Origin of the sequence: Microbacterium sp. LRZ72, assembly GCF_033792225.1 — a bacterium.
Classification (GTDB): Bacteria; Actinomycetota; Actinomycetes; order Actinomycetales; family Microbacteriaceae; genus Microbacterium.
This window is the reverse complement of the sequence record NZ_JANGEX010000008.1, coordinates 107,275-128,037: the sequence shown is the minus strand read 5'-3', so window position 1 is coordinate 128,037 and position 20,763 is coordinate 107,275. Positions and strand designations below refer to the sequence as shown.

Annotated in this window: 22 protein-coding genes; 10 read left to right on the top strand and 12 right to left on the bottom strand. The window is 69.5% G+C overall.

Going from position 1 to position 20,763, the window contains the following annotated elements:
• Positions 1 to 152 precede the first annotated feature (152 nt).
• Together M4I32_RS10405 and M4I32_RS10400 are read right to left on the bottom strand one after the other, a co-directional pair.
• On the bottom strand, positions 153 to 455 hold the full coding sequence (locus M4I32_RS10405) for a putative quinol monooxygenase (protein WP_319034428.1): 303 nt from the start codon (positions 453 to 455) through the stop codon (positions 153 to 155).
• A 181-nt stretch (positions 456 to 636) separates the two neighbouring features.
• The gene (locus M4I32_RS10400; protein WP_319034427.1) at positions 637 to 1,203 is read right to left on the bottom strand and encodes an NYN domain-containing protein; all 567 of its coding nucleotides are present in this window, start codon (positions 1,201 to 1,203) and stop codon (positions 637 to 639) included.
• A 167-nt stretch (positions 1,204 to 1,370) separates the two neighbouring features.
• Between M4I32_RS10400 and M4I32_RS10395 the strand changes: the two genes are divergently transcribed.
• The 4 genes from M4I32_RS10395 to M4I32_RS10380 all read left to right on the top strand — a co-directional run bounded on the left by M4I32_RS10395 (position 1,371) and on the right by M4I32_RS10380 (position 4,839).
• Positions 1,371 to 1,949 carry a carbonic anhydrase gene (locus M4I32_RS10395; protein WP_319034426.1) on the top strand — a complete coding sequence of 193 codons (579 nt, stop codon included), beginning with the start codon at positions 1,371 to 1,373 and terminating at the stop codon, positions 1,947 to 1,949.
• A gap of 134 nt (positions 1,950 to 2,083) precedes the next feature.
• Complete coding sequence (locus M4I32_RS10390; protein WP_319034425.1) at positions 2,084 to 3,721, top strand: sodium-dependent transporter; 1,638 nt, start codon at positions 2,084 to 2,086, stop codon at positions 3,719 to 3,721.
• A complete protein-coding gene (locus tag M4I32_RS10385) occupies positions 3,718 to 3,885 on the top strand; it encodes a methionine/alanine import family NSS transporter small subunit (RefSeq protein ID WP_319034424.1) in 168 nt (55 codons plus the stop codon). The genes M4I32_RS10390 and M4I32_RS10385 overlap by 4 nt, the downstream gene beginning before the upstream one ends.
• A 45-nt stretch (positions 3,886 to 3,930) precedes the next feature.
• On the top strand, positions 3,931 to 4,839 hold the full coding sequence (locus M4I32_RS10380; RefSeq protein WP_319034423.1) for a 5'-3' exonuclease: 909 nt from the start codon (positions 3,931 to 3,933) through the stop codon (positions 4,837 to 4,839).
• Positions 4,840 to 4,853: 14 nt separating this feature from the next.
• Here the strand turns inward: M4I32_RS10380 and M4I32_RS10375 are convergent, their stop codons facing one another.
• Genes M4I32_RS10375 through trpD form a run of 3 tightly spaced genes read right to left on the bottom strand, consistent with a single transcriptional unit; the run spans position 4,854 to position 8,292 of the window.
• Positions 4,854 to 6,155 (bottom strand): CynX/NimT family MFS transporter, encoded by a 1,302-nt coding sequence (locus M4I32_RS10375; protein ID WP_319034422.1) that lies wholly within the window; start codon positions 6,153 to 6,155, stop codon positions 4,854 to 4,856.
• Between the two features lie 25 nt (positions 6,156 to 6,180).
• Positions 6,181 to 7,179 (bottom strand): PHP domain-containing protein, encoded by a 999-nt coding sequence (locus tag M4I32_RS10370; RefSeq protein ID WP_319034421.1) that lies wholly within the window; start codon positions 7,177 to 7,179, stop codon positions 6,181 to 6,183.
• A gap of 54 nt (positions 7,180 to 7,233) precedes the next feature.
• On the bottom strand, positions 7,234 to 8,292 hold the full coding sequence (gene trpD / locus M4I32_RS10365) for an anthranilate phosphoribosyltransferase (protein WP_319034420.1): 1,059 nt from the start codon (positions 8,290 to 8,292) through the stop codon (positions 7,234 to 7,236).
• Between the two features lie 133 nt (positions 8,293 to 8,425).
• Between trpD and M4I32_RS10360 the strand changes: the two genes are divergently transcribed.
• From M4I32_RS10360 to M4I32_RS10340, 5 genes are all read left to right on the top strand, one after another.
• Positions 8,426 to 9,067, top strand: a complete 642-nt coding sequence (locus M4I32_RS10360) for a heme-copper oxidase subunit III (RefSeq protein WP_319034419.1) — start codon at positions 8,426 to 8,428, stop codon at positions 9,065 to 9,067.
• A gap of 20 nt (positions 9,068 to 9,087) precedes the next feature.
• Positions 9,088 to 9,888, top strand: a complete 801-nt coding sequence (locus M4I32_RS10355; protein WP_319034418.1) for a c-type cytochrome — start codon at positions 9,088 to 9,090, stop codon at positions 9,886 to 9,888.
• A gap of 43 nt (positions 9,889 to 9,931) precedes the next feature.
• Positions 9,932 to 10,984, top strand: a complete 1,053-nt coding sequence (locus M4I32_RS10350; RefSeq protein ID WP_319034417.1) for a ubiquinol-cytochrome c reductase iron-sulfur subunit — start codon at positions 9,932 to 9,934, stop codon at positions 10,982 to 10,984.
• Entirely contained in the window at positions 10,981 to 12,825 is a 1,845-nt protein-coding gene (locus tag M4I32_RS10345; protein ID WP_319034416.1) for a cytochrome bc complex cytochrome b subunit, read from the top strand. Before M4I32_RS10350 ends, M4I32_RS10345 begins: the two co-directional genes overlap by 4 nt.
• 179 nt (positions 12,826 to 13,004) lie before the next feature.
• Positions 13,005 to 13,337: a cupin domain-containing protein gene (locus M4I32_RS10340; protein WP_319034415.1), complete on the top strand. Its 333-nt coding sequence runs from the start codon at positions 13,005 to 13,007 to the stop codon at positions 13,335 to 13,337.
• Positions 13,338 to 13,500: 163 nt separating this feature from the next.
• Here M4I32_RS10340 and M4I32_RS10335 read toward each other — a convergent pair whose 3' ends face one another.
• The 5 genes from M4I32_RS10335 to M4I32_RS10315 form a co-directional block, all read right to left on the bottom strand.
• On the bottom strand, positions 13,501 to 13,935 hold the full coding sequence (locus M4I32_RS10335; protein WP_319034414.1) for a cytochrome c oxidase subunit 4: 435 nt from the start codon (positions 13,933 to 13,935) through the stop codon (positions 13,501 to 13,503).
• Positions 13,936 to 15,699 carry a cytochrome c oxidase subunit I gene (gene ctaD, locus M4I32_RS10330; RefSeq protein WP_319034413.1) on the bottom strand — a complete coding sequence of 588 codons (1,764 nt, stop codon included), beginning with the start codon at positions 15,697 to 15,699 and terminating at the stop codon, positions 13,936 to 13,938.
• 5 nt (positions 15,700 to 15,704) lie between these two features.
• The gene (coxB, locus tag M4I32_RS10325; RefSeq protein WP_319034412.1) at positions 15,705 to 16,604 is read right to left on the bottom strand and encodes a cytochrome c oxidase subunit II; all 900 of its coding nucleotides are present in this window, start codon (positions 16,602 to 16,604) and stop codon (positions 15,705 to 15,707) included.
• A 122-nt stretch (positions 16,605 to 16,726) separates the two neighbouring features.
• Positions 16,727 to 17,089, bottom strand: coding sequence for an iron-sulfur cluster insertion protein ErpA (gene erpA / locus M4I32_RS10320; protein WP_319034411.1), 363 nt, complete (start codon positions 17,087 to 17,089; stop codon positions 16,727 to 16,729).
• 22 nt (positions 17,090 to 17,111) lie between these two features.
• Positions 17,112 to 18,536: a dipeptidase gene (locus tag M4I32_RS10315; protein ID WP_319034410.1), complete on the bottom strand. Its 1,425-nt coding sequence runs from the start codon at positions 18,534 to 18,536 to the stop codon at positions 17,112 to 17,114.
• Between the two features lie 48 nt (positions 18,537 to 18,584).
• Here M4I32_RS10315 and M4I32_RS10310 point away from each other — a divergent pair, with 48 nt between their 5' ends.
• Positions 18,585 to 19,145 (top strand): DUF3043 domain-containing protein, encoded by a 561-nt coding sequence (locus M4I32_RS10310; RefSeq protein WP_319034409.1) that lies wholly within the window; start codon positions 18,585 to 18,587, stop codon positions 19,143 to 19,145.
• Positions 19,146 to 19,184: 39 nt separating this feature from the next.
• On the opposite strand, the gene M4I32_RS10305 is transcribed toward M4I32_RS10310, so the two are convergent.
• Both M4I32_RS10305 and nrdR read right to left on the bottom strand, forming a co-directional pair.
• The gene (locus M4I32_RS10305; RefSeq protein WP_319034408.1) at positions 19,185 to 20,225 is read right to left on the bottom strand and encodes a quinone-dependent dihydroorotate dehydrogenase; all 1,041 of its coding nucleotides are present in this window, start codon (positions 20,223 to 20,225) and stop codon (positions 19,185 to 19,187) included.
• Between the two features lie 12 nt (positions 20,226 to 20,237).
• Positions 20,238 to 20,756, bottom strand: a complete 519-nt coding sequence (gene nrdR / locus M4I32_RS10300; protein ID WP_319034407.1) for a transcriptional regulator NrdR — start codon at positions 20,754 to 20,756, stop codon at positions 20,238 to 20,240.
• Positions 20,757 to 20,763: the final 7 nt, after the last annotated feature.

Below are 20,763 nucleotides of genomic sequence, written 5' to 3'. Positions count from 1 at the left end.
CGGCTGCGGGCATTCTCGTTGCGGCTGCACTTTTGGGCGGCGGCTGCGGGAATCGCTGGCGCCCGGGCCGAATTGTGCAGCCGCAACGGAGAGGAATGCCGGATGCCGGATGCCGGACACCGGCGGCCGCCGGCACACTCGGCCGGGGCGCCTCAGTCGCGCAGCGGCGACCCCACCACGTCGAAGCGGAATCCCCCGAACTCGCCCGAGAGCATCGGGCGGGCCACGGCGATGGACTCCCGCACCTCGGGCAGTGACAGCGACGCGCGGTGCGCGTCGGCGCTGACCCACAGCTCCATCACGTACACCGTGTCCGGATCGTCGTCGTTGACACCCACCTCGTAGACGAGGCATCCGGCGCCGGCGAGCACATCGCTGCGCCGAGACAGGTGCGCGGCCAGCTCGTCGCGTCGGCCGGGTTCGGCGCCGAGGGTTCCCACGTTCGCAAAGGTCATGGTCACGACGGTAGCGCCCGGGCCAGCCGCACGACAGCGGCATCCGCCCCAGCCCCATCCCTCTGCCGGCCCGAGGGGATCTGCCGAGCCGAGGACCGCGGCCCCGGCATCCGCCCTCGCCCCGGCAACCGCCCTCTGCCGAGCAGAGGATCCTGCGGCGGCAGCCCAGGGCGAAGCAGGCTCACCGCAGGAAGGTCGCCGGGTCGAACTCGTCGATCGGGATCGCCCGGATGCGCGGCAGCGGCTCGTCGAACACGTGCGCGTCGTATTCCAGGTCGAATCGCTCCACCCCGTCGAGGCGGCTGAAGCCCGCGCTGCGGAACTCGGTGAACGACACGACCCCCACGCGGCGGCTCCCGTCGACGAGCGCGGCCATGTCCTGCAGGAAGTCCCCGTCGTGGCTCACCAGCATCACGTCGCCGCTGCGTCCCGCGAGTTCCTGCAGGGTGCGCTGGATGCCGATGTCGACGACCTTCTGGTCGGCCGTGCCCGCCAGCGGCAGCACGATGTAGTCCATCGCCTTCAGCGCCTGGATGAACGGCATCGGCATGAAGGCCGAGGCGTTCAGGAAGAACACCCCGCGCACCGGCTGGCCCCAGGCATCCTCGGCGAAGTCCGTCAGCCGGTCCCACCGCGGACGCTCCCCCGGCTGGGGGCGGCGATCGAGGATCGACGACCCGAGCGTGGCGTCGATGTTCTCGCCGTCGACGAGCAGCCAGGTCGTGCGCGCGGTGCCGTCGGCATCCATGGAACCCTCTCCGAGACGACCGTCGTCGGCCTCGCCCCGATCCTATGGGCCGAGAGGCGCCGGATGCCGCGGGCCCCGCTCGCCGCCCGCGCGTCACATCCCGACACACTCCCCCACCCCCGCCCCGGCGACCGTAGCCTCGTCCCACCCCGAACGAATGGAGACACATGTCGGTCCTGAACGAAGTCCTCGAGTCCAACGAGGCGTACGCCGCCGATTTCGGATCCAAGGGCGAGCTCGCCCTGCCGCCCGCCCGCGGCTTCGCGATCCTCACGTGCATGGACGCCCGGCTCGACCCGGCCCAGTACGCCGGGCTCCGCGAGGGCGACGCCCACGTCATCCGCAACGCCGGCGGCCGCGCCTCGGACGACGCCATCCGCTCGCTCGTGATCAGCTACAAGCTGCTCGGCACGAAGGAGTGGTTCGTCATCCACCACACCGACTGCGGCATGGAGTTCTTCACCGACGACGTGATGCGCGGGCTGCTGGCGCAGAGCCTCGAGACCGCCCAGCTCGGTGCCGACGGCTTCACCGACGTCGGCACGGGCCCTGGATCGGCCGAGGCTGCGTACATCGACTGGCTGACCATCTCCGACCAGAGCCAGGCCGTCGTCGACGATGTCGCGCGCATCAAGGCCCACCCGCTGGTGCCCGCGCGCATTCCGGTCTACGGCTACGTCTACGACGTGCGCACCGGCCGGCTCGTCGAGGTCCCTGCCGCTACCGAAGCCGGACGCGCCGCGTAAAGCCCCTCCCCGTGGCGGTCGGATGCTGGTAGCTTGCCGTCACCGGCGCCATCGGTGGAACGCACGGAGTGGATGCCGGGGTCGAGGTTCGCGGGATGTCCTGGGCAGCCCGCTCGAGCAGAGAGCGGGTTTCCATGACTCATCCGCAGACGGACAACGCCCCCGGCTCCGCAGCGCCCCGGGAGCAGTGGACCGGTCAGATCGGCTTCATCCTCGCGGCGATCGGATCGGCCGTCGGGCTCGGCAACATCTGGCGTTTTCCGGGCGTGGCGTACGAGAACGGCGGGGGCGCGTTCCTCATCCCCTACCTGGTGGCGCTGCTGACCGCCGGCATCCCGATCCTCTTCCTCGACTACGCGCTCGGTCACCGCTACCGGGGCGCCGCCCCGACGGCCTTCCGGCGTGCCGCGGGCCGAGCGAAGGGCCTGTTCGAGTCGCTCGGGTGGTTCCAGGTGGCGATCGCGTTCGTCATCGGGCTGTACTACACCGCCGTCGTCGCCTGGTCGGCGTCGTTCTTCGTGTTCTCGTTCGACCTGCGCTGGGGCGATGACACCACGGGCTTCCTCCTCAACGACTACCTGCGCGTGGGCGAGCCCGGCTTCAGCCTCGAGTTCGTGCCCGGCGTGCTCATCCCCCTGGCGATCGTCTGGATCGCCACCATCGTCGTGCTGGCGGCGGGGGTCGCACGCGGCATCCAGCGGGCGAATCTGATCTTCCTGCCCGTGCTCATCATCGCCTTCTCCGTGCTCGTCGTGCGCTCGCTGTTCCTGCCGGGCGCAGAGCAAGGGCTCAACGCCCTGTTCACCCCCAACTGGGAGGCGCTGGCGAACCCGGACGTGTGGATCGCGGCCTACAGCCAGATCTTCTTCTCGCTCTCGATCGCGTTCGGCATCATGATCACCTACGCGTCGTACCGCAAGCGGCGCGCCAACCTCACCGGCCCCGGCCTCGTCGTCGCCTTCGCGAACTCGTCGTTCGAGATCCTGGCCGGCATCGGGGTCTTCGCGACGCTCGGGTTCTTCGCCTTCCAGCAGGGGGTGGATGTCGGCGAGCTCGAGGGGCTGACGGGAGTGAGCCTGTCGTTCATGACCTTCCCGGCGATCGTGTCGCAGATACCCGGCGGACCGATCGTCGGCGCTCTGTTCTTCGGATCGCTGACGGTTGCCGGGTTCACCTCGCTGCTGTCGGTGCTCCAAGTCGTCTCGGCGGCCTTGCAGGAGAAGTTCGGCATCTCGCCGCGTCAGGCGGCGCTGCGCCTGGGCATCGTCTCGGCCGTGCTGTCGATCCTGATGTTCTCGACCACCACGGGCCTGCTCGCGCTCGACGTCGCGGACCAGTGGACCAACAACATCGGCATCGTCGCCTCGGCGATCGCCACCACGATCCTGGTCATCTGGGTGCTGCGCAAGGGGCCCGAGCTGCGGTTCCACCTCAACGCCGTGTCCACGTTCCGGGTCGGTCGCATCTGGATCGCGCTGGTGGGGCTGCTGGCCCCGGTCGTGCTCGGCTACATGCTCATCGCGCGTATCGTCACGCTGCTCACCGAGGGATACGGCGGGATGCCGGAGTGGTATCTCGGCATCGTCGGCTGGGGTGCGATCCTGTTCCTCGTCGTCGCGGCGGCCGTGCTCACCGGCATCCGCTGGCGCCGCTCACCCGATGACTACACGGCGTGGCCGCCCTACACGCTCGGTGCGGGCACGAAGGCAGCGGATGCCGCCGCCACCCGCACGGACCGCTCGACCCGCTCGGAGGAGGAGGCAGGCTCATGACCCCGCTCGCCATCACGTTCCTGATCCTGTCGATCCTGCTGGTCTGGGGCGGGCTGGTCGCCAGTTCGATCTTCCTGCGCCGCCACCCGGAAGCCACCTCCTATCCGCCCGGGGGCACCGACGACCATCGTGAAGACATCGCGCCGATCGAACACGACACCTGATCGGAGCATGCCGGCCCTGATGAGCCGCGTGGAAGGATGACGGGCGTGACCGACCGACTGATGCTGCTCGACACCGCCTCGCTGTACTTCCGTGCGTTCCACGGCGTGCCTGATACGGTCACCTCCCCCGACGGAGCGCCGGTGAATGCCGCGCGCGGCCTGCTCGCGATGATCGCGGCCCTCTCCGGCGCCTACCAGCCGGAGCGGATCGTCGCGTGCTGGGACGACGACTGGCGTCCGCAGTGGCGGGTGGACCTCATCCCGGGCTACAAGGCGCACCGCGTCGCCGAACGGGTGCCGGACGGCGCGGACGTCGAAGAGATCCCCGCCGCGCTCGAGGCGCAGCTGCCGCTCATCCGCTCATGCCTCGACGCGCTCGGCATCCCCGTCGTCGGCCGCGCAGGATACGAGGCCGACGACATCATCGGCTCGCTCGCGGCGCAGTCCACCGGCGCCGTCGACGTCGTCACCGGCGACCGCGACCTGTTCCAGCTCGTCGACGACACCCGCAACGTGCGCATCATCTACACCGCCCGCGGAATGAGCAACCTCGAGGTCGTGACCGACGCGACCGTCGTCGCCAAGTACCGCGTGCTCCCGGAGCAGTACGCGGACTTCGCCACCCTGCGCGGCGACCCCTCCGACGGACTGCCGGGCGTGCCCGGAGTCGGCGAGAAGACCGCGGCGACCCTGCTGGCCGCGCACGGCGACATCCGAGGCATCCTGGCCGCTGCCGAGGCGGGCGAGGGCATGTCGGCGGGCGTGCGCGCCAAGGTGCTTGCCGCCGCCGACTACCTGGCGGTCGCGCCGCGGGTGGTGGCCGTCGCCCGGGACCTGGATCTCGGACCCGTCGACGGAACCGTCGGCAACGTGGATGCCGCGGCCGCAGCGGCGCTGGCCGAGCGCTGGGGTCTGGGCACCGCGATGGAGCGCGCCGTCGCCGCGCTCACCTGAGCCCGCAGTGCAGCTCACCCCCGACGGGTCTGCCCGACGGCCGTCAGCAGCAGCACGCTGTACGCGAGCGTGACCGCGAGCACCAAGGCGAGCGGCGCATCCCACGAACCGGTGCCCTCGCGCAGGGCCCCCATGAGGGGCGCCCCGACGGCGCCGACGGCGTAGCCGCCGCCCTGCACGAACGCCGACATCCCGGCCGCTTCGCGGTCCGAGCGCGCCACGCCGACGAGCGCCGTGAAGATCACGACGAACCCGCCCGAGTGCGCGAGCGCGCCGAAGATCGCCCAGAGCACGAAGGCCGAGGGCAGCCAGAGCATTCCCGCCGCGAGCAGCACCCAGCTGAGGCAGACGATCGCGGCGGGCACGGCGGTGGGAAAGTACCGGGTCAGCACCGGCACGAGGAACGCCCCGGCGATCGCGACGCCGTGGAAGATCGACGCCAGCGCGCCCGCGGCCGCCGGATCGACACCCAGGTCGTCCTGCAGGATCGTCGGCAGCCACGTCGTCAGCGCGTAGTACGCCGTGGTCTGCATCGCGAACGCGAGCATCAGCAGCCAGGTCACCGGCCGCCGCAGCATCGACCGCTCGCCGCGCGCGCCGACCGCGGGCAGCGGCCCGGTGAGCGTGCCCGCGGTCTCGGTGCGCGCGGCGCGTCCGGCCGCCGGTGCGGGGCCGCGGGACGAGCCGGACGGCGCCGCGCTCAGCCCCGAGAATCGCTCGCCGGCTCCGCCCACGCGTGTGCGGCGCAGGTGCACCAGCCAGAGCGCCAGGCCCGCAGCCGTCACGACCGACCACGTCACCAGTGCGGGCGACCAGCCGATCGCGGCCGCCAGCGGCGCTGTCGCCAGCGAGGTCAGCAGCGAGCCGGCGTTCAGCATCGACACGTACCCGGCGGTCACCGCCGAGACGCGGGCGGGCGGCACGTCGCGACGGATGATCACGGGGATCACGACGTTGCCCACGGTGATCGCGCCGCCGATCACGAGCGACCCGACGAGCATCCAGCCGAAACCGGGCAGTGCGCGCACGAACGTGCCGATCAGCACACCGGCGAGCGAGGCGAGCAGCGCGATCTCCGCGCCCGAGCGTCGGATGACGAGGGCTGCGACCGGCGTGAGCACGGCGAACATCAGCACGGGCACGGTGGTCAGCAGCCCGACGACGGCGCCGCCGACGTCCATGTCGTCCTGGATGTCGAGCAGCACCGGCGTCGGGGCCACGATCGGGCCGCGCAGGCTCAGGGCGGCCACCAGCACGCCCGCGACGATCAGCCACGGGATCCGCCGCCCCGGGCGGGCGGCGGGGGCGGACGTCACCGCTCCAGTGTAGGCAGGAGCCCCGTCACCGCCGCTCCGAGGCCCATTCCCGCAGCCGCGCCAGCGGCCACGTGGTGACGATCCGCTCGGGCGGGATGCCGGCGGCCTCGGCGCGCGCCGCACCGTAGTCGAGCAGCGAGAGCTGACCCGGCGCGTGCGCGTCCGAATCGATCGAGAACAGGCACCCCGCCGCGAGGGCGATCGCCAGCAGCTCGTCCGGCGGGTCCTGGCGTTCGGGGCGGGAGTTGATCTCGACCGCGACGCCGTGCTCGGCGCAGGCGGAGAACACCGCGCCGGCATCGAAGCTCGACGGCGGGCGCGTGCCGCGGTCGCCCTCGACGAGGCGACCCGTGACATGTCCCAGCACGTTCGTGCGCGGGTTCGACACGGCCGCGACGAACCGCCGGGTCATGGCCGCGGCATCCATGCGCAGCGAGGAATGCGCCGAGGCGACCACGATGTCGAGCTCGTCGAGCAGGTCCGGCTCCTGATCCAGCGCCCCGTCGTCGAGGATGTCGACCTCGATCCCCGAGAGCAGGGTGAACCCCTGCCGCGACTCGCCGGCGACGACCTCGAGCTGCTCGCGCAGACGCTCGGGCGAGAGCCCGCGGGCGATGCGCAGGCGCGGCGAATGGTCGGTCAGCGCCAGGTACTCGTGCCCGAGCGACCGTGCGGAGCGTGCCATGAGCTCGATGGATGCCGTGCCGTCCGACCATTCGCTGTGCGCGTGCAGGTCGCCGCGCAGCAGCATCCGCAGCCCGGCCGGATCTGCCGGCACGTCGTGGCGCGCGCGCAGCTCGGCCAGGTAGTCGGGCACCTCCCCGGCGAGGGCCTGCTGGATGACGGCCAGCGTGCTGGCGCCCACGCCCGGTACGCGGCGCAGCGCCGCAGGATCACGCAGCTGGCCGGGTGCGAGACCGGCGATGGCGGCCGAGGCCGTGCGGAAGGCCTTGGAGCGATAGCGCGACGCCCGCTCGCGCTCGAGCAGGCTCGCGATCTCGTCGAGCGCGGCGACCGGGTCCACGCCGCCACTCTAGAGCGCGACGGCGACACCGGCCAGGGCCAGGTCGCCGGTGGATCAGGCCAGGTCGCGCGTCACCGCGACCCAGCGCTCGAGCGTCGTGGCGGCGGCGCCGGAATCGAGCGCCTCCGCCGCGCGATCGCGCTCCTCGGCCAGTCGCTCCACGATGGGGCGCTGCGCCTGTGCCGCATCCTTCGACAGCCGATACGCCGCCAGTCCCGCCGCGGCGTTCAGCAGCACGATGTCGCGCACCGGACCCCGCTCGCCGTCGAGCACACGACGCACGACCCCCGCGTTGTGCGCGGGCTCACCCCCGCGCAGGTCGTCGATGCGGGCGCGGGGGATGCCGAGATCGCGCGGATCGAGATCGTGCTCGTGGATGTCACCCCGCGTCACCTCCCAGATGCGGCTGTGTCCTGTCGTGGTCAGCTCGTCCAGCCCGTCGTCGCCGCGGAAGACGAGGGCCGTCGCACCCCGCGTGCGGAAGACGCCGGTGATCAGCGGCACCCGCTCGCGCTGGGCCACGCCGACGGCGTTGGCCTCGGCGCGCGCCGGGTTGCACAGCGGCCCGAGGATGTTGAACACGGTCGGCACACCCAGTTCCCGGCGGGTCGCGCCCGCGTGCCGGAAGCCGGGGTGGAAGGCGGTGGCATAGACGAACGTCATCCCGACTCGGCGCATGGTCTCGGCGACGCCTTCGGGGTCGAGGGTCAGCGCCACGCCGAGCTCGCCGAGCACGTCGGACGATCCCGACGCCGAACTCGCCGCGCGGTTGCCGTGTTTGATCACGGGCACGCCGGCCGCGGCCGCGACGATCGAGGCCATCGTCGAGATGTTCACGGTTCCGAAGCGGTCGCCGCCCGTCCCGACGATGTCGAGGGCATCCGGATCCAACGGCAGCGCCACCGCGGCCTCGAGGATCGCATCGCGAAAGCCCACCACCTCGTCGACCGTCTCGCCCTTGGCGCGCAGAGCGACGAGGAACCCGGCCAGCTGGGAGGGTGTCGCCTCGCCCGCCATGACCTGCCCCATCGCCCACGTCGCCTCGGAGACGCTCAGGTCACGTCCCTCGAGGAGGGCGGAGAGCAGATCAGGCCAGGTCTCGGCATCCGTCATGACCACGATCCTAACGATTCGCGCCGTCGGCGCTTCCGAGCCGATCGATCGGCGATTCATAGGCGCCGCACAGGCGGCGCTCGGCGCGCATCCGGCTTGCCGATGCAACCGGCACACCTGAACATCAGCCATAATGGAAAGCGTGACGACCACCTCTGCGACGTATGCCTCGGCGGCGAGGACCATCAAGCGGCCCGACCCGGTCGCCGTAGGAACGATCGTGTGGCTCGGCAGCGAGGTCATGTTCTTCGCCGGCCTGTTCGCGATCTACTTCACTCTCCGCAACACCTCCCCCGAGCTCTGGGCCGAACAGTCGAGCCTTCTGAACGTGCCGTTCGCCCTCGTGAACACGATCATCCTCGTGCTCTCGAGTGTGACCTGTCAGATGGGCGTCTTCGCGGCCGAACGGTTCCAGCCGTACTCCACGCGCAAGCGCGGGATCCTCGGCTGGGGCATGGTCGAGTGGTTCTTCCTCACCTTCGCCCTCGGCGCGGTGTTCGTCTCGGGTCAGGTCTGGGAGTATGCGCAGCTCGTGGCCGAGGGCATGCCGATCCAGGCCGACTCGTATGCCTCCGCGTTCTACCTCACGACCGGCTTCCACGCCCTGCACGTGACCGGCGGACTCATCGCCTTCCTCCTCGTGATCGGGCGCGCCTACGCGGTGCGCAACTTCGGGCACAAGGAGGCCACCACCGCCATCGTCGTGTCGTACTACTGGCACTTCGTCGACGTCGTGTGGATCGCCCTGTTCGCTGTCATCTACTTCCTGAAATAGAAAGCGGAGTCGCCCCCGTTATGCCTCGTGAGAAGAAGCGCCGCCGTTCCGGACGCCGCAGTCCCCTCGCCGCCGCAGCCCTCATCGGGGTCGGCCTTCTGCTGACCGGCGGAGCCTATGCCGGCGCGTCCGCCGCCATGGCGGCATCGCCCAACGAGACGGCCACCACCACCCTGACGGTCGAAGACGGCGAGAAGCTGTTCCAGGCCAACTGCGCCACCTGCCACGGCCTCGACCTTGCCGGCACCGAAAACGGGCCCAGCCTGTACGGCGTCGGCGCGATGGCCGTGGAGTTCCAGGTGGCGACGGGGCGGATGCCGCTGCAGATGCAGGGACCGCAGGCTCCGCAGAAGCCGCCGCAGTTCACCGAGGACCAGATCCTCGCCATGTCGGCCTACGTCCAGTCCGTGGCGCCGGGTCCCGAGATCGCCAGCGGCGAGGTGCTGGACGGTCAGGGCGACGTCTCGCACGGCGCGGAGCTGTTCCGTGTCAACTGCGCGATGTGCCACAACGTCGCGGCCGCCGGTGGCGCCCTCACGGAGGGCAAGTACGCGCCGCCGCTCGCGGGCGTGGAGCCGCGGCACCTCTACGCGGCGATGGAGACCGGCCCGCAGAACATGCCGGTCTTCAACGACCTGAACCTCACCCCCGAAGACAAGCGCGACATCATCTCGGCGCTGCTGTGGATGGAGCAGAACCCGTCGCCGGGCGGATTCACCCTGGGTTCGCTCGGGCCCGTCTCCGAGGGTCTGTTCATCTGGATCTTCGGCATCGGAGCGCTCGTGGCCTTCACCGTGTGGATCACGGCGAAGTCCAACTGACGCGGTCCCCCGACGACACCCCTTCACACGCACGAGGAGCACCATGGCAAACGAGATCGAGGCACCGGACGGCCGGGGCCCCGCCCCCTCGTCGGGGCTCGCGGTCGCCGTGACCGATCCCGTTCGCAACCCCGGCCTCCCGCCGCACCGCGAGCGGGTCAGCGACCAGAACCCGGCCAAGATGCGGCACGCCGTCCGCACCGTCTACACCCTGTTCTACCTCTCGATCGCGGGCAGCATCTGGGCCATCGCCGCCTACATCCTGTTCCCGATCGAAGACGGGCTGATGACGTCCATCCGCGCGAACAACATGTTCATCGGACTCGGGATCGCGCTGGCGCTGCTGGCGATCGGCATCGCCGCGATCCACTGGTCGAAGACGATCATGTCCGACAAGGAGCACGTCGAGCACCGTCACCCCACGCGCGGCTCGGACAGCACCCGTGCGGGCGCCGTGGCGGCGTTCACCGCCGCCAACGAGGAGTCCGGCTTCGGACGCCGCACCATGATCCGCAACTCGATGTTCGCGGCCCTCCTCGCCTCGGTGGCACCCGGCATCGTGCTCTTCCGCGGGCTCGCCCCGATGGATGAGAACCCCGTCAAGCTGCTCAGCCACACGATGTGGGAACCGGGGATGCGCCTGGCGCGCGACCCCTCCGGCGTGCCGATCATGGCGTCAGAAGTGACTTTCGGCTCGGTCTTCCAGGTCATCCCCGAGCCGCTGGCGAGCCTGTCGCACCACGACGGCTACCTCGACGAGAAGGCCAAGGCCATCGTCCTGCTCATGCGGCTGCACCCCGACCAGCTGCAGGAGCAGGAGGACCGCAAGTCGTGGTCGTACGACGGCATCGTCGCCTACTCCAAGGTGTGCACGCACGTCGGCTGCCCGGTGGCGCTGTACGAGCAGCAGACGCACCACCTGCTCTGCCCCTGCCACCAGTCGCAGTTCGATGTCACGCGCGGCGCCGAGGTCATCTTCGGCCCCGCTGCCCGTCCCCTGCCCCAGCTGCCCATCGAGGTGGATGACGAGGGCTACATCGTCGCGCAGAGCGACTTCCACGAACCCGTCGGGCCGAGCTTCTGGGAGCGTCATTGAGCACCTCAGCCGTCAAAGAGGAGAGCAGCAAGGCTCCCCTGGGTGGCCGCTTCGTCGGCGGCGCCGCGAACTACATCGACGAGCGCACCAGCCTGTCGGGAATGGTCAAGGAGCTCGGGCGCAAGATCTTCCCGGATCACTGGTCGTTCATGCTCGGCGAGATCGCCCTGTGGAGCTTCGTCGTCGTCATGATCACGGGAACGTTCCTGACGTTCTTCTTCGACGCCTCCATGGTCGAGACGCACTACTACGGGGCCTACGCCCCGATGCGGGGCATCGAGATGTCGGCCGCGATGGCGTCGACGCTCGAGATCTCCTTCGACATCCGTGGCGGACTGCTCGTCCGGCAGATCCACCACTGGGCCGCGCTCGTCTTCGTCGCCGGCATCGGCATCCACATGCTGCGCGTGTTCTTCACGGGGGCGTTCCGCAAGCCGCGCGAGCTCAACTGGGTCGTCGGCTTCGTGCTGTTCATCCTGGCGATGGCCGAGGGCTTCACCGGCTACTCGTTGCCTGACGACGTGCTCTCCGGCAACGGTCTTCGCATCATCGACGGCATGATCAAGGGGATCCCGCTGATCGGCACGTGGACGTCGTTCCTGCTGTTCGGCGGGGAGTTCCCCGGCGACGAGATCGTCGGACGCCTCTACACGCTCCACATCCTGTTGCTGCCGCTGCTCGTGATCGGGCTGATCGCGGTGCACCTGATCCTGATGATCGTCAACAAGCACACGCAGTTCGCCGGTGCCGGCCGCACCAACGACAACGTCGTGGGCTACCCGATGATGCCGGTCTACATGTCGAAGATGGGCGGGTTCTTCTTCATCGTCTTCGGCGTTCTCGTGCTGGTCGCGTCTCTGTTCACGATCAACCCGATCTGGAACTACGGTCCGTACGACCCCTCCCCCGTCTCAGCGGGCACCCAGCCCGACTGGTACATCGGCTTCGCCGACGGTGCGCTGCGCCTCGTGCCGCCGCACCTGGAGTCGGTCTTCCTCGACCACACCTGGTCGTGGAACATCCTTCTGCCGCTCGGCGTCATCGGCATCTTCATCGTCCTGGTGATGATCTACCCCTTCATCGAGGCGTGGGTCACGGGTGACAAGCGCGAGCACCACATCGCGCAGCGTCCGCGCAACGCCGCGACGCGCACCGCGATCGGCGCCGCCGGCGTCGTCTTCTACGCGGTGCTGTGGGCAGCAGCCTCCTCCGACCTCATCGCGACGCACTTCTGGGTCTCGATGGAGGGCGTCATCCATACTCTCCAGGCGATGCTGATCTTCGGGCCGATCATCGCCTACTTCGTCACGAAGCGCATCTGCCTGGCACTGCAGAAGAAGGATCGGGAGATCGCGCTGCACGGATATGAGTCCGGGCGCATCGTGCGCCTTCCGGGTGGGGAATACATCGAGGTCCACCAGCCCGTCGACGAGTACGAACGCTGGAAGCTCGTCTCCCACGAGTCCTTCGAGCCGCTCACCGTGCGTCCCGACGCACGCGGACGCATCGCCTGGCACCAGAAGGTGCGGGCGGGCGTGTCACGGTGGTTCTTCGAGGACCGTCTCGCCCCGCTGACGCAGGCCGAGCTCGACGCGGCCGCCGCGCACCAGCACCATGAGCTCGATCACATCGCCGACGACGAGACGGCCGAGATCCGCGGTGCCCACGATCGTGCCGGCGCACCGGACGCCGCACTCATGGCCGACGACACCGAGCGCGTGCACGAGACCGCCGTACGACCGACCACGGTCGTCTCCGATCAGGAGAGCACGGCGGACGAGCCGAAGAAGCGCACCCGCAAGAAGAAGTCCGAGGACGACGAGAAGGACTCCGACAAGTAGTCACGAGACCCTCTCCCGCCCCACACGAGCCCCGGGCTCCCCCCACTCGCCGGGGAGCCCGGGGCTTCGTCGTACCCCCGTTCCGCTGGCCGGTGTAGCCTCGGATGCACGCCGGCCCGGTCACACCGGCACAAGATGCAAGGCACGAGGTACGAGGTACAGCACGAAGGGCACGCTCCATGCAGAAGACGTCACTCACCGCCCTGGCGCGCCATGAACTGGGTCACGCGAAGGACTCCGACAGCGGCCGCAGCGCCGCCACGGTCTACGGGGGACACGAGCATCAGCTACGCCAGACGCTCATCGCGCTCTGCGCCGGTGAAGGGCTCTCAGAGCATGAGAGCCCCGGTGAGGCCACCCTGCAGGTTCTCGACGGCCGCGTGCTGCTGACCGCCGGCGACGTGTCATGGAACGGCTCGCCCGGCGACCTCATCACCATCCCCGACGCACGGCACACTCTCGACGCGGTCGAGGACGCCGTCGTGCTGCTCACGGTGGTGAAAAACATCTGATCCGCTCGGCCCGAACCCCGCACCTCCCACCGAGAACGCCACCGTGTGCGGTTCCGGCGTCAGCACCGGATCACGACGGAGTACTCGAGGGCGGACGGTAGACAGAACAACGCCCGCCAGATGAATCAACATCTGACGGGCGCCATCACGAGGTGGTCTGCGCTCAGCGGGCGAAGTAACCCCGGTAGTACTCATACACCCAGCCGACGATCGCGACGAGGAACAGGGCGAAGCCGACCGGAACCATCCACACGCTCACGGCGAGGCCGACGAAGGCGATACCCGCCGAGGCGGCCAGCACGATCGGCCACCACGACCAGGGGCTGAACTCGCCCATCTCGGGGTCGCCGTCATCGACGTCGGCAGTGAGCCGATCTTCCGGGAGCTCGCCGCCCTGTGCCTTGTGCACCCGCTGCAGGTACCAGCCGATGAACGCGGCCATGAGCGTGGCGAAGAGGAACGCGACCGATCCCACCCACTCGATGCGGTCGTACCAGAAGGGATCCGGGTAGTTCAGGATCGCCCAGGTCGTGTACGAGACCGTCAGGAGCAGGAAGAACCCAGCCAGAAGCCACCAGAGGATGACGTTGGAACGCATCTATTTCACCTTCCCCTCGGCCGCGTCGACGACCGGGGTCTCGGGCGCATCCTTCGCCGGTCCCACACCGACCGGAAGGCCGGCCTCGGGGTGGTGCAGATCGAAGGCGGGACGCTCGCTGCGGATCCGCGGGATCGATGTGAAGTTGTGCCGCGGCGGCGGGCACGACGTCGCCCATTCGAGCGACGCGCCGTAGCCCCATGGGTCGTTGACGCTGATCTTGGGCGCGTTGCGCGCCGTGATCCAGACGTTCAGCAGGAACGGCAGCATGGATGCCGCGAGCACCATCGCACCGATCGTGGACACCTGGTTCTGCCAGGTCCAGCCGTCCGCCTCCGCATAGTCCGCGTAGCGGCGCACCATGCCATCCACCCCGAGCCAGTGCTGGATCAGGAATGTCATGTGGAAGCCGATGAACAGCAGCCAGAAGTGCAAATAGCCGAGCCGCTCGTTGAGCATCTTGCCTGTCCACTTGGGCCACCAGAAGTAGAAGCCCGCGAACATCGCGAACACCACGGTGCCGAAGACCACGTAGTGGAAGTGGGCGACAACGAAGTACGAGTCCGACAGCGCGAAATCGAGCGGCGGCGACGCCAGGATGACGCCGGTCAGGCCGCCGAAGACGAAGGAGACGAGGAAGCCGAGGGCGAACACCATCGGCGTCTCGAACGTGACCGAACCGCGCCACAATGTGCCGATCCAGTTGAAGATCTTCACGCCCGTCGGCACCGCGATGAGCATCGTCATCAGGGCGAAGAAGGGCAGCAGCACTCCGCCGGTCACATACATGTGGTGCGCCCACACGGCCACGGACAGCGCCGCGATCGCGATGGTCGCGTAGACAAGCGTCTTGTAGCCGAAGATCGGCTTGCGGCTGAACACCGGGAAGATCTCCGAGACGATGCCGAAGAACGGCAGCGCAATGATGTACACCTCGGGATGCCCGAAGAACCAGAACAGGTGCTGCCAGAGCAGCACGCCGCCGTTCGCGGGGTCATAGATGTGAGCCCCGAAGATGCGATCCGTCGCGGCGGCGAGGATCGCCGCGGCGAGGACGGGGAAGGCCATCAGGATCAGCAGGCTCGTGACCAGCGTGTTCCAGGTGAAGATGGGCATGCGCCACATCGTCATGCCGGGTGCGCGCATCGTGATGATCGTCGTGATGAAGTTGACGGCGCCGAGGATGGTGCCGAAACCGCTCATCCCGAGTCCCAGCATCCACAGGTTTCCCCCGACCCCGGGTGAGAACGTCGCGTTCGCCAAGGGTTGATAGGCGAACCACCCGAAGGACGCGGCGCCCTGGGGCGTCAGGAAGCCGGCCACCGCGATCGTCGAGCCGAAGAGGAAGAGCCAGAAGGCGAAGGCGTTCAGCCGCGGGAACGCCACATCGGGGGCACCGATCTGCAGCGGCAGGATCGCGTTGGCGAAGCCCGCGAACAGCGGCGTCGCGAACATCAGCAGCATGATCGTGCCGTGCATCGTGAACAGCTGGTTGTACTGCTCCTTGGTCGGGACGATCTGCATCCCGGGCGCGAAGAGCTCCGCCCGGATCAGCAGCGCCATCACGCCGCCGATCATGAAGAACATCACCGAGGCGATCAGGTACATGTACCCGATCGTCTTGTGGTCGGTCGAGGTGATCCACTTGACAACGATGTTGCCCTTGTGCTCGGTGCGCGAGCGCGAGAGCAAGGCCGCCTGGCGCGGCGGCAGGGTCGAACCGGGCGCGGATGCCGAGTCCTGCGTGGGGAGTGTGGTGGCCATGGTGATCAGCCTTCCTCGACGGTCACGCCGGTCACGCCGGTGCCAGGCAGATTGTCATTGCGGTCGTAGTCCTCGGTGATGTCGCCGACCTGTCCCGCGGCGCGCAACTCGGCCAGGTAGGCCTCGTACTCCGCCTCGTCGACGACCTCGACGTTGAAGAGCATCGCCGAGTGGTACTCGCCACAGAGCTCGGCGCACTTGCCGGCGTAGGTTCCCTCACGCGTCGGCGTGAAGGACCAGAAGTTCTCGTGCCCCGGGTACATGTCCTTCTTGTAGAGGAAGTCGATCACCCAGAAGCTGTGGATGACGTCACGGGAGAGCAGCTCGATCTGCACCGTCTGGTCGACGGGGAGCACGAGCGTGGGCAGCGAGTCCTGATCGACGTCACCGTCCGCCTCCGGGACCGCCTGGACGCCCATCGTCCACACCGCGTCGGAGCCGTCTTCCTCTTCGCCGTTGTACTGGAAGTCCCACGCCCACTGCTTGCCGATCGCGACGATCGACACGTCGGGCTCCTCGTACTGCGTCTCGAGGATGGTCTGGTCACGGGCGGTGAATGCGAAGAAGCCGATCACCAGGATCAGCGGCACGATCGTGTAGAAGATCTCGATCGGCATGTTGTAGCGCAGCTGCACGGGCAGACCGCGCTGCCCCTTGCGGCGGCGGTAGGCGATCATCGCCCAGAGCATCAGCGCCCAGGTGACGACGCCGACGACGAGGAGCACGATCCAGGAGTTCACCCAGAGACCCGACACCATCTCGGTGCGGTTCGTCGCCTGCGGCCCGTCCTCGATGAACCCCGGCAGATAGCCGTTCAACTCGGTCGCAGTACAACCTGCGAGGACGACGATGGCCGCGATCCCGACGGGGATGGCAGCCCAGCGGAGGCGGCGTTCAGGGCGCACGGTGCACCTTTCGAGTGTCACGGGTCTAACAGGCTTAGTCTAGGGCAATTCACACCGGGCTCTGTTCGAACGCCCAGGCCGACGAGTGTCGACCTGGGCGTTCACAAGGGCCTCGCGAAACGTCAGTGGAAGCTGTCTCCACAGGCGCAGCTGCCGCCCGCGTTGGGGTTGTCGATCGTGAAACCCTGCTCCGAGATGGTGTCTTTGAAGTCGATCGAGGCGCCGTCGAGATACGGCACGCTCATGTTGTCGACGATGACTTCGACACCGTCGAAGTCGACGGTCTCGTCGCCCTCGAGGTTTCGCTCGTCGAAGTACAGCTGGTAGATCAGGCCCGAGCATCCGCCCGGCTGCACGGCGACGCGCAGCCGCAGATCGTCGCGGCCCTCCTGCTCGAGCAGGCTCTTGACCTTGGCCGCGGCCTCCGTCGTGAGCTTGACGCCGTGGGCGGGCGCCTCGGTGGGAACAGTCGTGGTGTCGGTCATGGCATCCTCCTTGTGCAGAAGTCTACCCGCGCCCACCCCGGGCGTCGCCGTGCGCGACGCGGGTGTTCGCGTCGGTGAGGAACAGCGCCTCGCTCAGGATCGCGTGGCGGAACGTGTCGAGGTGCAGCGACTCGTTCGGACTGTGCGCGCGCGAGTGCGGGTCCTCCACGCCCGTGACCAGGATCTGTGCGTCGGGGAACTGCGCGACCAGGTCGGAGATGAAGGGGATGCTGCCCCCGACGCCGATGTCGATCGGGGCCACGCCGTAGCCCTCCGCGAAGGCGTCGCGGATCGCGGATACCGCCCACCCCGAGGTGTCGACGAGGAACCCCTCGCCGACGTCGACGTCCGAGAACTCGAGGTGCGCGCCGAAGGGCACGTGGGCGCGCAGGTGCGCCTGCAGCGCGTCGAAGGCCGCGGCTCCCGACTGTCCGGGAGCCACACGCGCGCTGACGACGACCGTCACGTGCGGCGCGAGCGTGTTGGACGCGGCATCCGCCGACGTGAAGTCGACGCCGGTGACCGTCACCGCGGGCTGGTTCCAGATGCGCGACAGGATGTCTCCGCGGCCGGCGGGAGCGACCCCGTCAAGCAGACCGGTCTCGTCACGCAGGGCCGCCTCGTCGTAGGCCGGGGATGCCGCATCCCGCGCCGCCAGCCCGGCCACCGCGACCGCGCCCTCGTCGTCCCAGAGGCTCGCGAGCAGCTTGGTCGTCGCCATCATCGCATCGGGGACCGCGCCGCCGTACATGCCCGAATGCGACGCGTGCGCCAGGGTGCGCACCGTGAGCGTGAAGCGGGCATTGCCGCGCAGCGAGACGGTGAGTGCGGGCGTGCGCTCATCCCAGTTGCCGGAGTCGGCCACGACGATCACGTCCGCGGCGAGTGCGGCGCGGTTGTCGGCCAGGAACGTCGTGAACGACCGCGAGCCGTACTCCTCCTCGCCCTCGACGAAGAGCACGATGCCCAGATCGATGTCGTCGCCGTGGGCCGCGCGCAGCGTGCGAAGCGCCTGGATGTGCGTCATGACGCCGGCCTTGTCGTCGGCCGCTCCGCGCCCGTAGAGGCGGCCGTCGCGCACGGTGGGCTCGAAGGGCGGCGATTCCCAGAGCGCATCGTCGCCCGGGGGCTGCACGTCGTGATGGGCGTAGAGCAGCACGGTCGGGGCGCCTCCGCGCGCCGCGCGTGTGGCCAGCACCGCGGGCTGGCCCGGCTCGCCCGTCTCCGGCACAGCGGCCCGCAGCACCCGCACCTCGTCGAAGACCCCGGTGCCCCGGGCGAGGTCGGCGACCGCATCGGCGCTCGTCACGAGCTGCTGGGGGTCGAACGAGGGCCAGGCGATGCCCGGGATGCGGACGAGGGCGCCGAGGTCGGCCAGCGCGGACGGCATCCCGTCCTCGACGATCGCGCGCAGATCAGAAGCGGTCGGGGGCGCGGGGGAAGCCATGCGGGTATCTTAGAAGGGACCCCCACCCCGAGCGGCGAAGGATTCACCGTGGCCAAGAACCCCGCGCCCAGCGACGAGCAGGCGAACCCGGCCGGACCCGGGAAGAACCGCCCGACACCGTCCCGCGCCGAGAGCGTCGCCGGACGCCGGCGTCCGCTGGTGCCCGACACCAAGGAAGCCAAGAAGGCCGCGCGCGCACAGATGCAGGTCAAGCGCGATCAGGCGCGCGCCGGCATGGCCGCCGGCGACGAGAAGTACCTGCCCGCACGCGACAAGGGCCCGCAGCGCCGGTTCGTGCGCGACTTCATCGACTCGGGCTGGTTCGTGGCCGAGTTCATCATGCCGGCCATGGTCGTCGTGATCCTGCTGTCGTTCATCTCCGTCCCGGCGATCCAGTTCTACTCGTTCGTCGTGCTCTGGGGATTCATCCTGCTCGTCGTGATCGAGATGTTCGTCACGTCGTGGCGCACGAAGCGGGCCGTCCGGCGCCGATTCGGCGAGACCAAGCTCGAACGCGGCACCGGCTGGTACGCCGCCATGCGGTCGCTGCAGATGCGCTTCCTGCGACTGCCGAAGCCCCAGGTGCGGCGCGGAACCAAGCTGTCCTGACGCCCGTCGGCGCGGGCGCTCGGCGCGCGCGGACGTTTCTCAGCCGTCGACGGATGCCGCGGTGCGGCGGAGTCCGCGATTGACCTGACGGGCCCAGAGGGGCCCGCGATACAGGAACGCCGTGTATCCCTGCACGAGCGTCGCCCCCGCCCGCAGCCGCTCGCGCACGTCATCGGCGGTGTCGACCCCGCCGACGGAGATGACGCAGAACTCGTCCGGCACCACGGCGCGCACGCGCCGGAGGACCTCGAGCGACCGCTCTCGCAGCGGCGCCCCGGACAGACCGCCCTCCCCCGCGGCGGCGACCGCCTGTGGGCTCGAGACGAGTCCCTCGCGCGAGATCGTCGTGTTGGTCGCGATCAGGCCCGCGAGCCCGACGCGCACGGCGAGCGTGGCGATGCCCGCGATCTCGTCGTCGTCGAGATCCGGCGCGATCTTGACCAGGAGCGGCGTGGTGCCGGCCGCGTCCTTGACAGCGCTCAGCAGCGGCGCGAGGGTCTCCACGGCCTGCAGCGTGCGCAGACCCGGCGTGTTGGGCGATGAGACGTTGACCGCGAGATAGTCGGCCACGGGGGCCAGCAGCGCCGCGCTGTGCACGTAGTCGGCGGTCGCATCGGCGACATCCGTCACCCGGCTTTTGCCGATGTTCGCCCCGAGCACCGGTCGCCCGCGGCGCCGGCGCAGGCGGGCGAGTCGGTGCGCGGCCGCCTCGGCCCCGCGGTTGTTGAACCCCATGCGGTTGACCACGGCCCGGTCGGCGACGAGGCGGAACAGCCGCGGGCGGGGATTGCCCGGCTGCGGCACCGCCGTCACCGTGCCGACCTCGACGTGACCGAACCCGAGGGCGCCGAGTCCCGCGGCGCCGACGGCATCCTTGTCGAAGCCCGCGGCCACTCCGAAGGGCGAGGCGAAGCGCATCCCGAGGGCCTCGACCGCGAGCGAGGCGTCGGGCCGGGTGGCGGCCCGCAGCAGCGGCGCCAGCGGCCGCACGCCGCATGCGCGGATGACGGCCATGGCCAGGTGGTGCGCGCGCTCGGGGTCAAGACGCGTCAGCAGCAGGGAGAACAGCGCGCGGTACATGTCGGCCCCAGGCTAGCGGGTCGCGCCCGAGGCGGATGCGGGCGAGGCCTGACCGGTCTGCGCGTCCGGCGCATCGGGCTCGCGGACATGGTCGGCCCGCAGCTCGCCGATCGTGCGCTCGAAGTCCTCGAGCGATTCGAAGGCCTGGTAGACGCTGGCGAAGCGCAGGTAGGCGACCTCGTCGAGAGAGCGGAGCGGAGGCAGGATCGCAAGCCCGATCTCGTTCGCCTCGACCTGGGACGCCCCGGTCTGGCGGACGACCTCTTCGACGGTCTGCGCCAGCATCGCCAGGTCGGCCTCGGTGACGGGGCGGCCCTGGCAGGCCTTGCGCACCCCCGAGATGACCTTCTCCCGGCTGAACGACTCGATCACACCCGAGCGCTTGATGACGTTGAGGCTCGCCGTCTCGCTCGTCGAGAACCGGCCCCCGCATTCGGGGCACTGCCGACGCCGGCGGATGGAGAGACCGTCATCGCTCGTGCGCGAGTCGATGACGCGGGAGTCGGGGTGGCGGCAGAACGGGCAGTGCATCGGGCGG

Excerpts from the sequence above, each read along its gene's own strand:
- M4I32_RS10405 (WP_319034428.1), bottom strand. The coding sequence starts at position 455 with ATGACCTTTGCGAACGTGGGAACCCTCGGCGCCGAACCCGGCCGACGC.
- M4I32_RS10400 (WP_319034427.1), bottom strand. The coding sequence starts at position 1,203 with ATGGATGCCGACGGCACCGCGCGCACGACCTGGCTGCTCGTCGACGGC.
- M4I32_RS10395 (WP_319034426.1), top strand. The coding sequence starts at position 1,371 with ATGTCGGTCCTGAACGAAGTCCTCGAGTCCAACGAGGCGTACGCCGCC.
- M4I32_RS10390 (WP_319034425.1), top strand. The coding sequence starts at position 2,084 with ATGACTCATCCGCAGACGGACAACGCCCCCGGCTCCGCAGCGCCCCGG.
- M4I32_RS10385 (WP_319034424.1), top strand. The coding sequence starts at position 3,718 with ATGACCCCGCTCGCCATCACGTTCCTGATCCTGTCGATCCTGCTGGTC.
- trpD (WP_319034420.1), bottom strand. The coding sequence starts at position 8,292 with ATGACGGATGCCGAGACCTGGCCTGATCTGCTCTCCGCCCTCCTCGAG.
- M4I32_RS10360 (WP_319034419.1), top strand. The coding sequence starts at position 8,426 with ATGGAAAGCGTGACGACCACCTCTGCGACGTATGCCTCGGCGGCGAGG.
- M4I32_RS10355 (WP_319034418.1), top strand. The coding sequence starts at position 9,088 with ATGCCTCGTGAGAAGAAGCGCCGCCGTTCCGGACGCCGCAGTCCCCTC.
- M4I32_RS10350 (WP_319034417.1), top strand. The coding sequence starts at position 9,932 with ATGGCAAACGAGATCGAGGCACCGGACGGCCGGGGCCCCGCCCCCTCG.
- M4I32_RS10340 (WP_319034415.1), top strand. The coding sequence starts at position 13,005 with ATGCAGAAGACGTCACTCACCGCCCTGGCGCGCCATGAACTGGGTCAC.
- M4I32_RS10335 (WP_319034414.1), bottom strand. The coding sequence starts at position 13,935 with ATGCGTTCCAACGTCATCCTCTGGTGGCTTCTGGCTGGGTTCTTCCTG.
- ctaD (WP_319034413.1), bottom strand. The coding sequence starts at position 15,699 with ATGGCCACCACACTCCCCACGCAGGACTCGGCATCCGCGCCCGGTTCG.
- erpA (WP_319034411.1), bottom strand. The coding sequence starts at position 17,089 with ATGACCGACACCACGACTGTTCCCACCGAGGCGCCCGCCCACGGCGTC.
- M4I32_RS10315 (WP_319034410.1), bottom strand. The coding sequence starts at position 18,536 with ATGGCTTCCCCCGCGCCCCCGACCGCTTCTGATCTGCGCGCGATCGTC.
- M4I32_RS10305 (WP_319034408.1), bottom strand. The coding sequence starts at position 20,225 with ATGTACCGCGCGCTGTTCTCCCTGCTGCTGACGCGTCTTGACCCCGAG.
- nrdR (WP_319034407.1), bottom strand. The coding sequence starts at position 20,756 with ATGCACTGCCCGTTCTGCCGCCACCCCGACTCCCGCGTCATCGACTCG.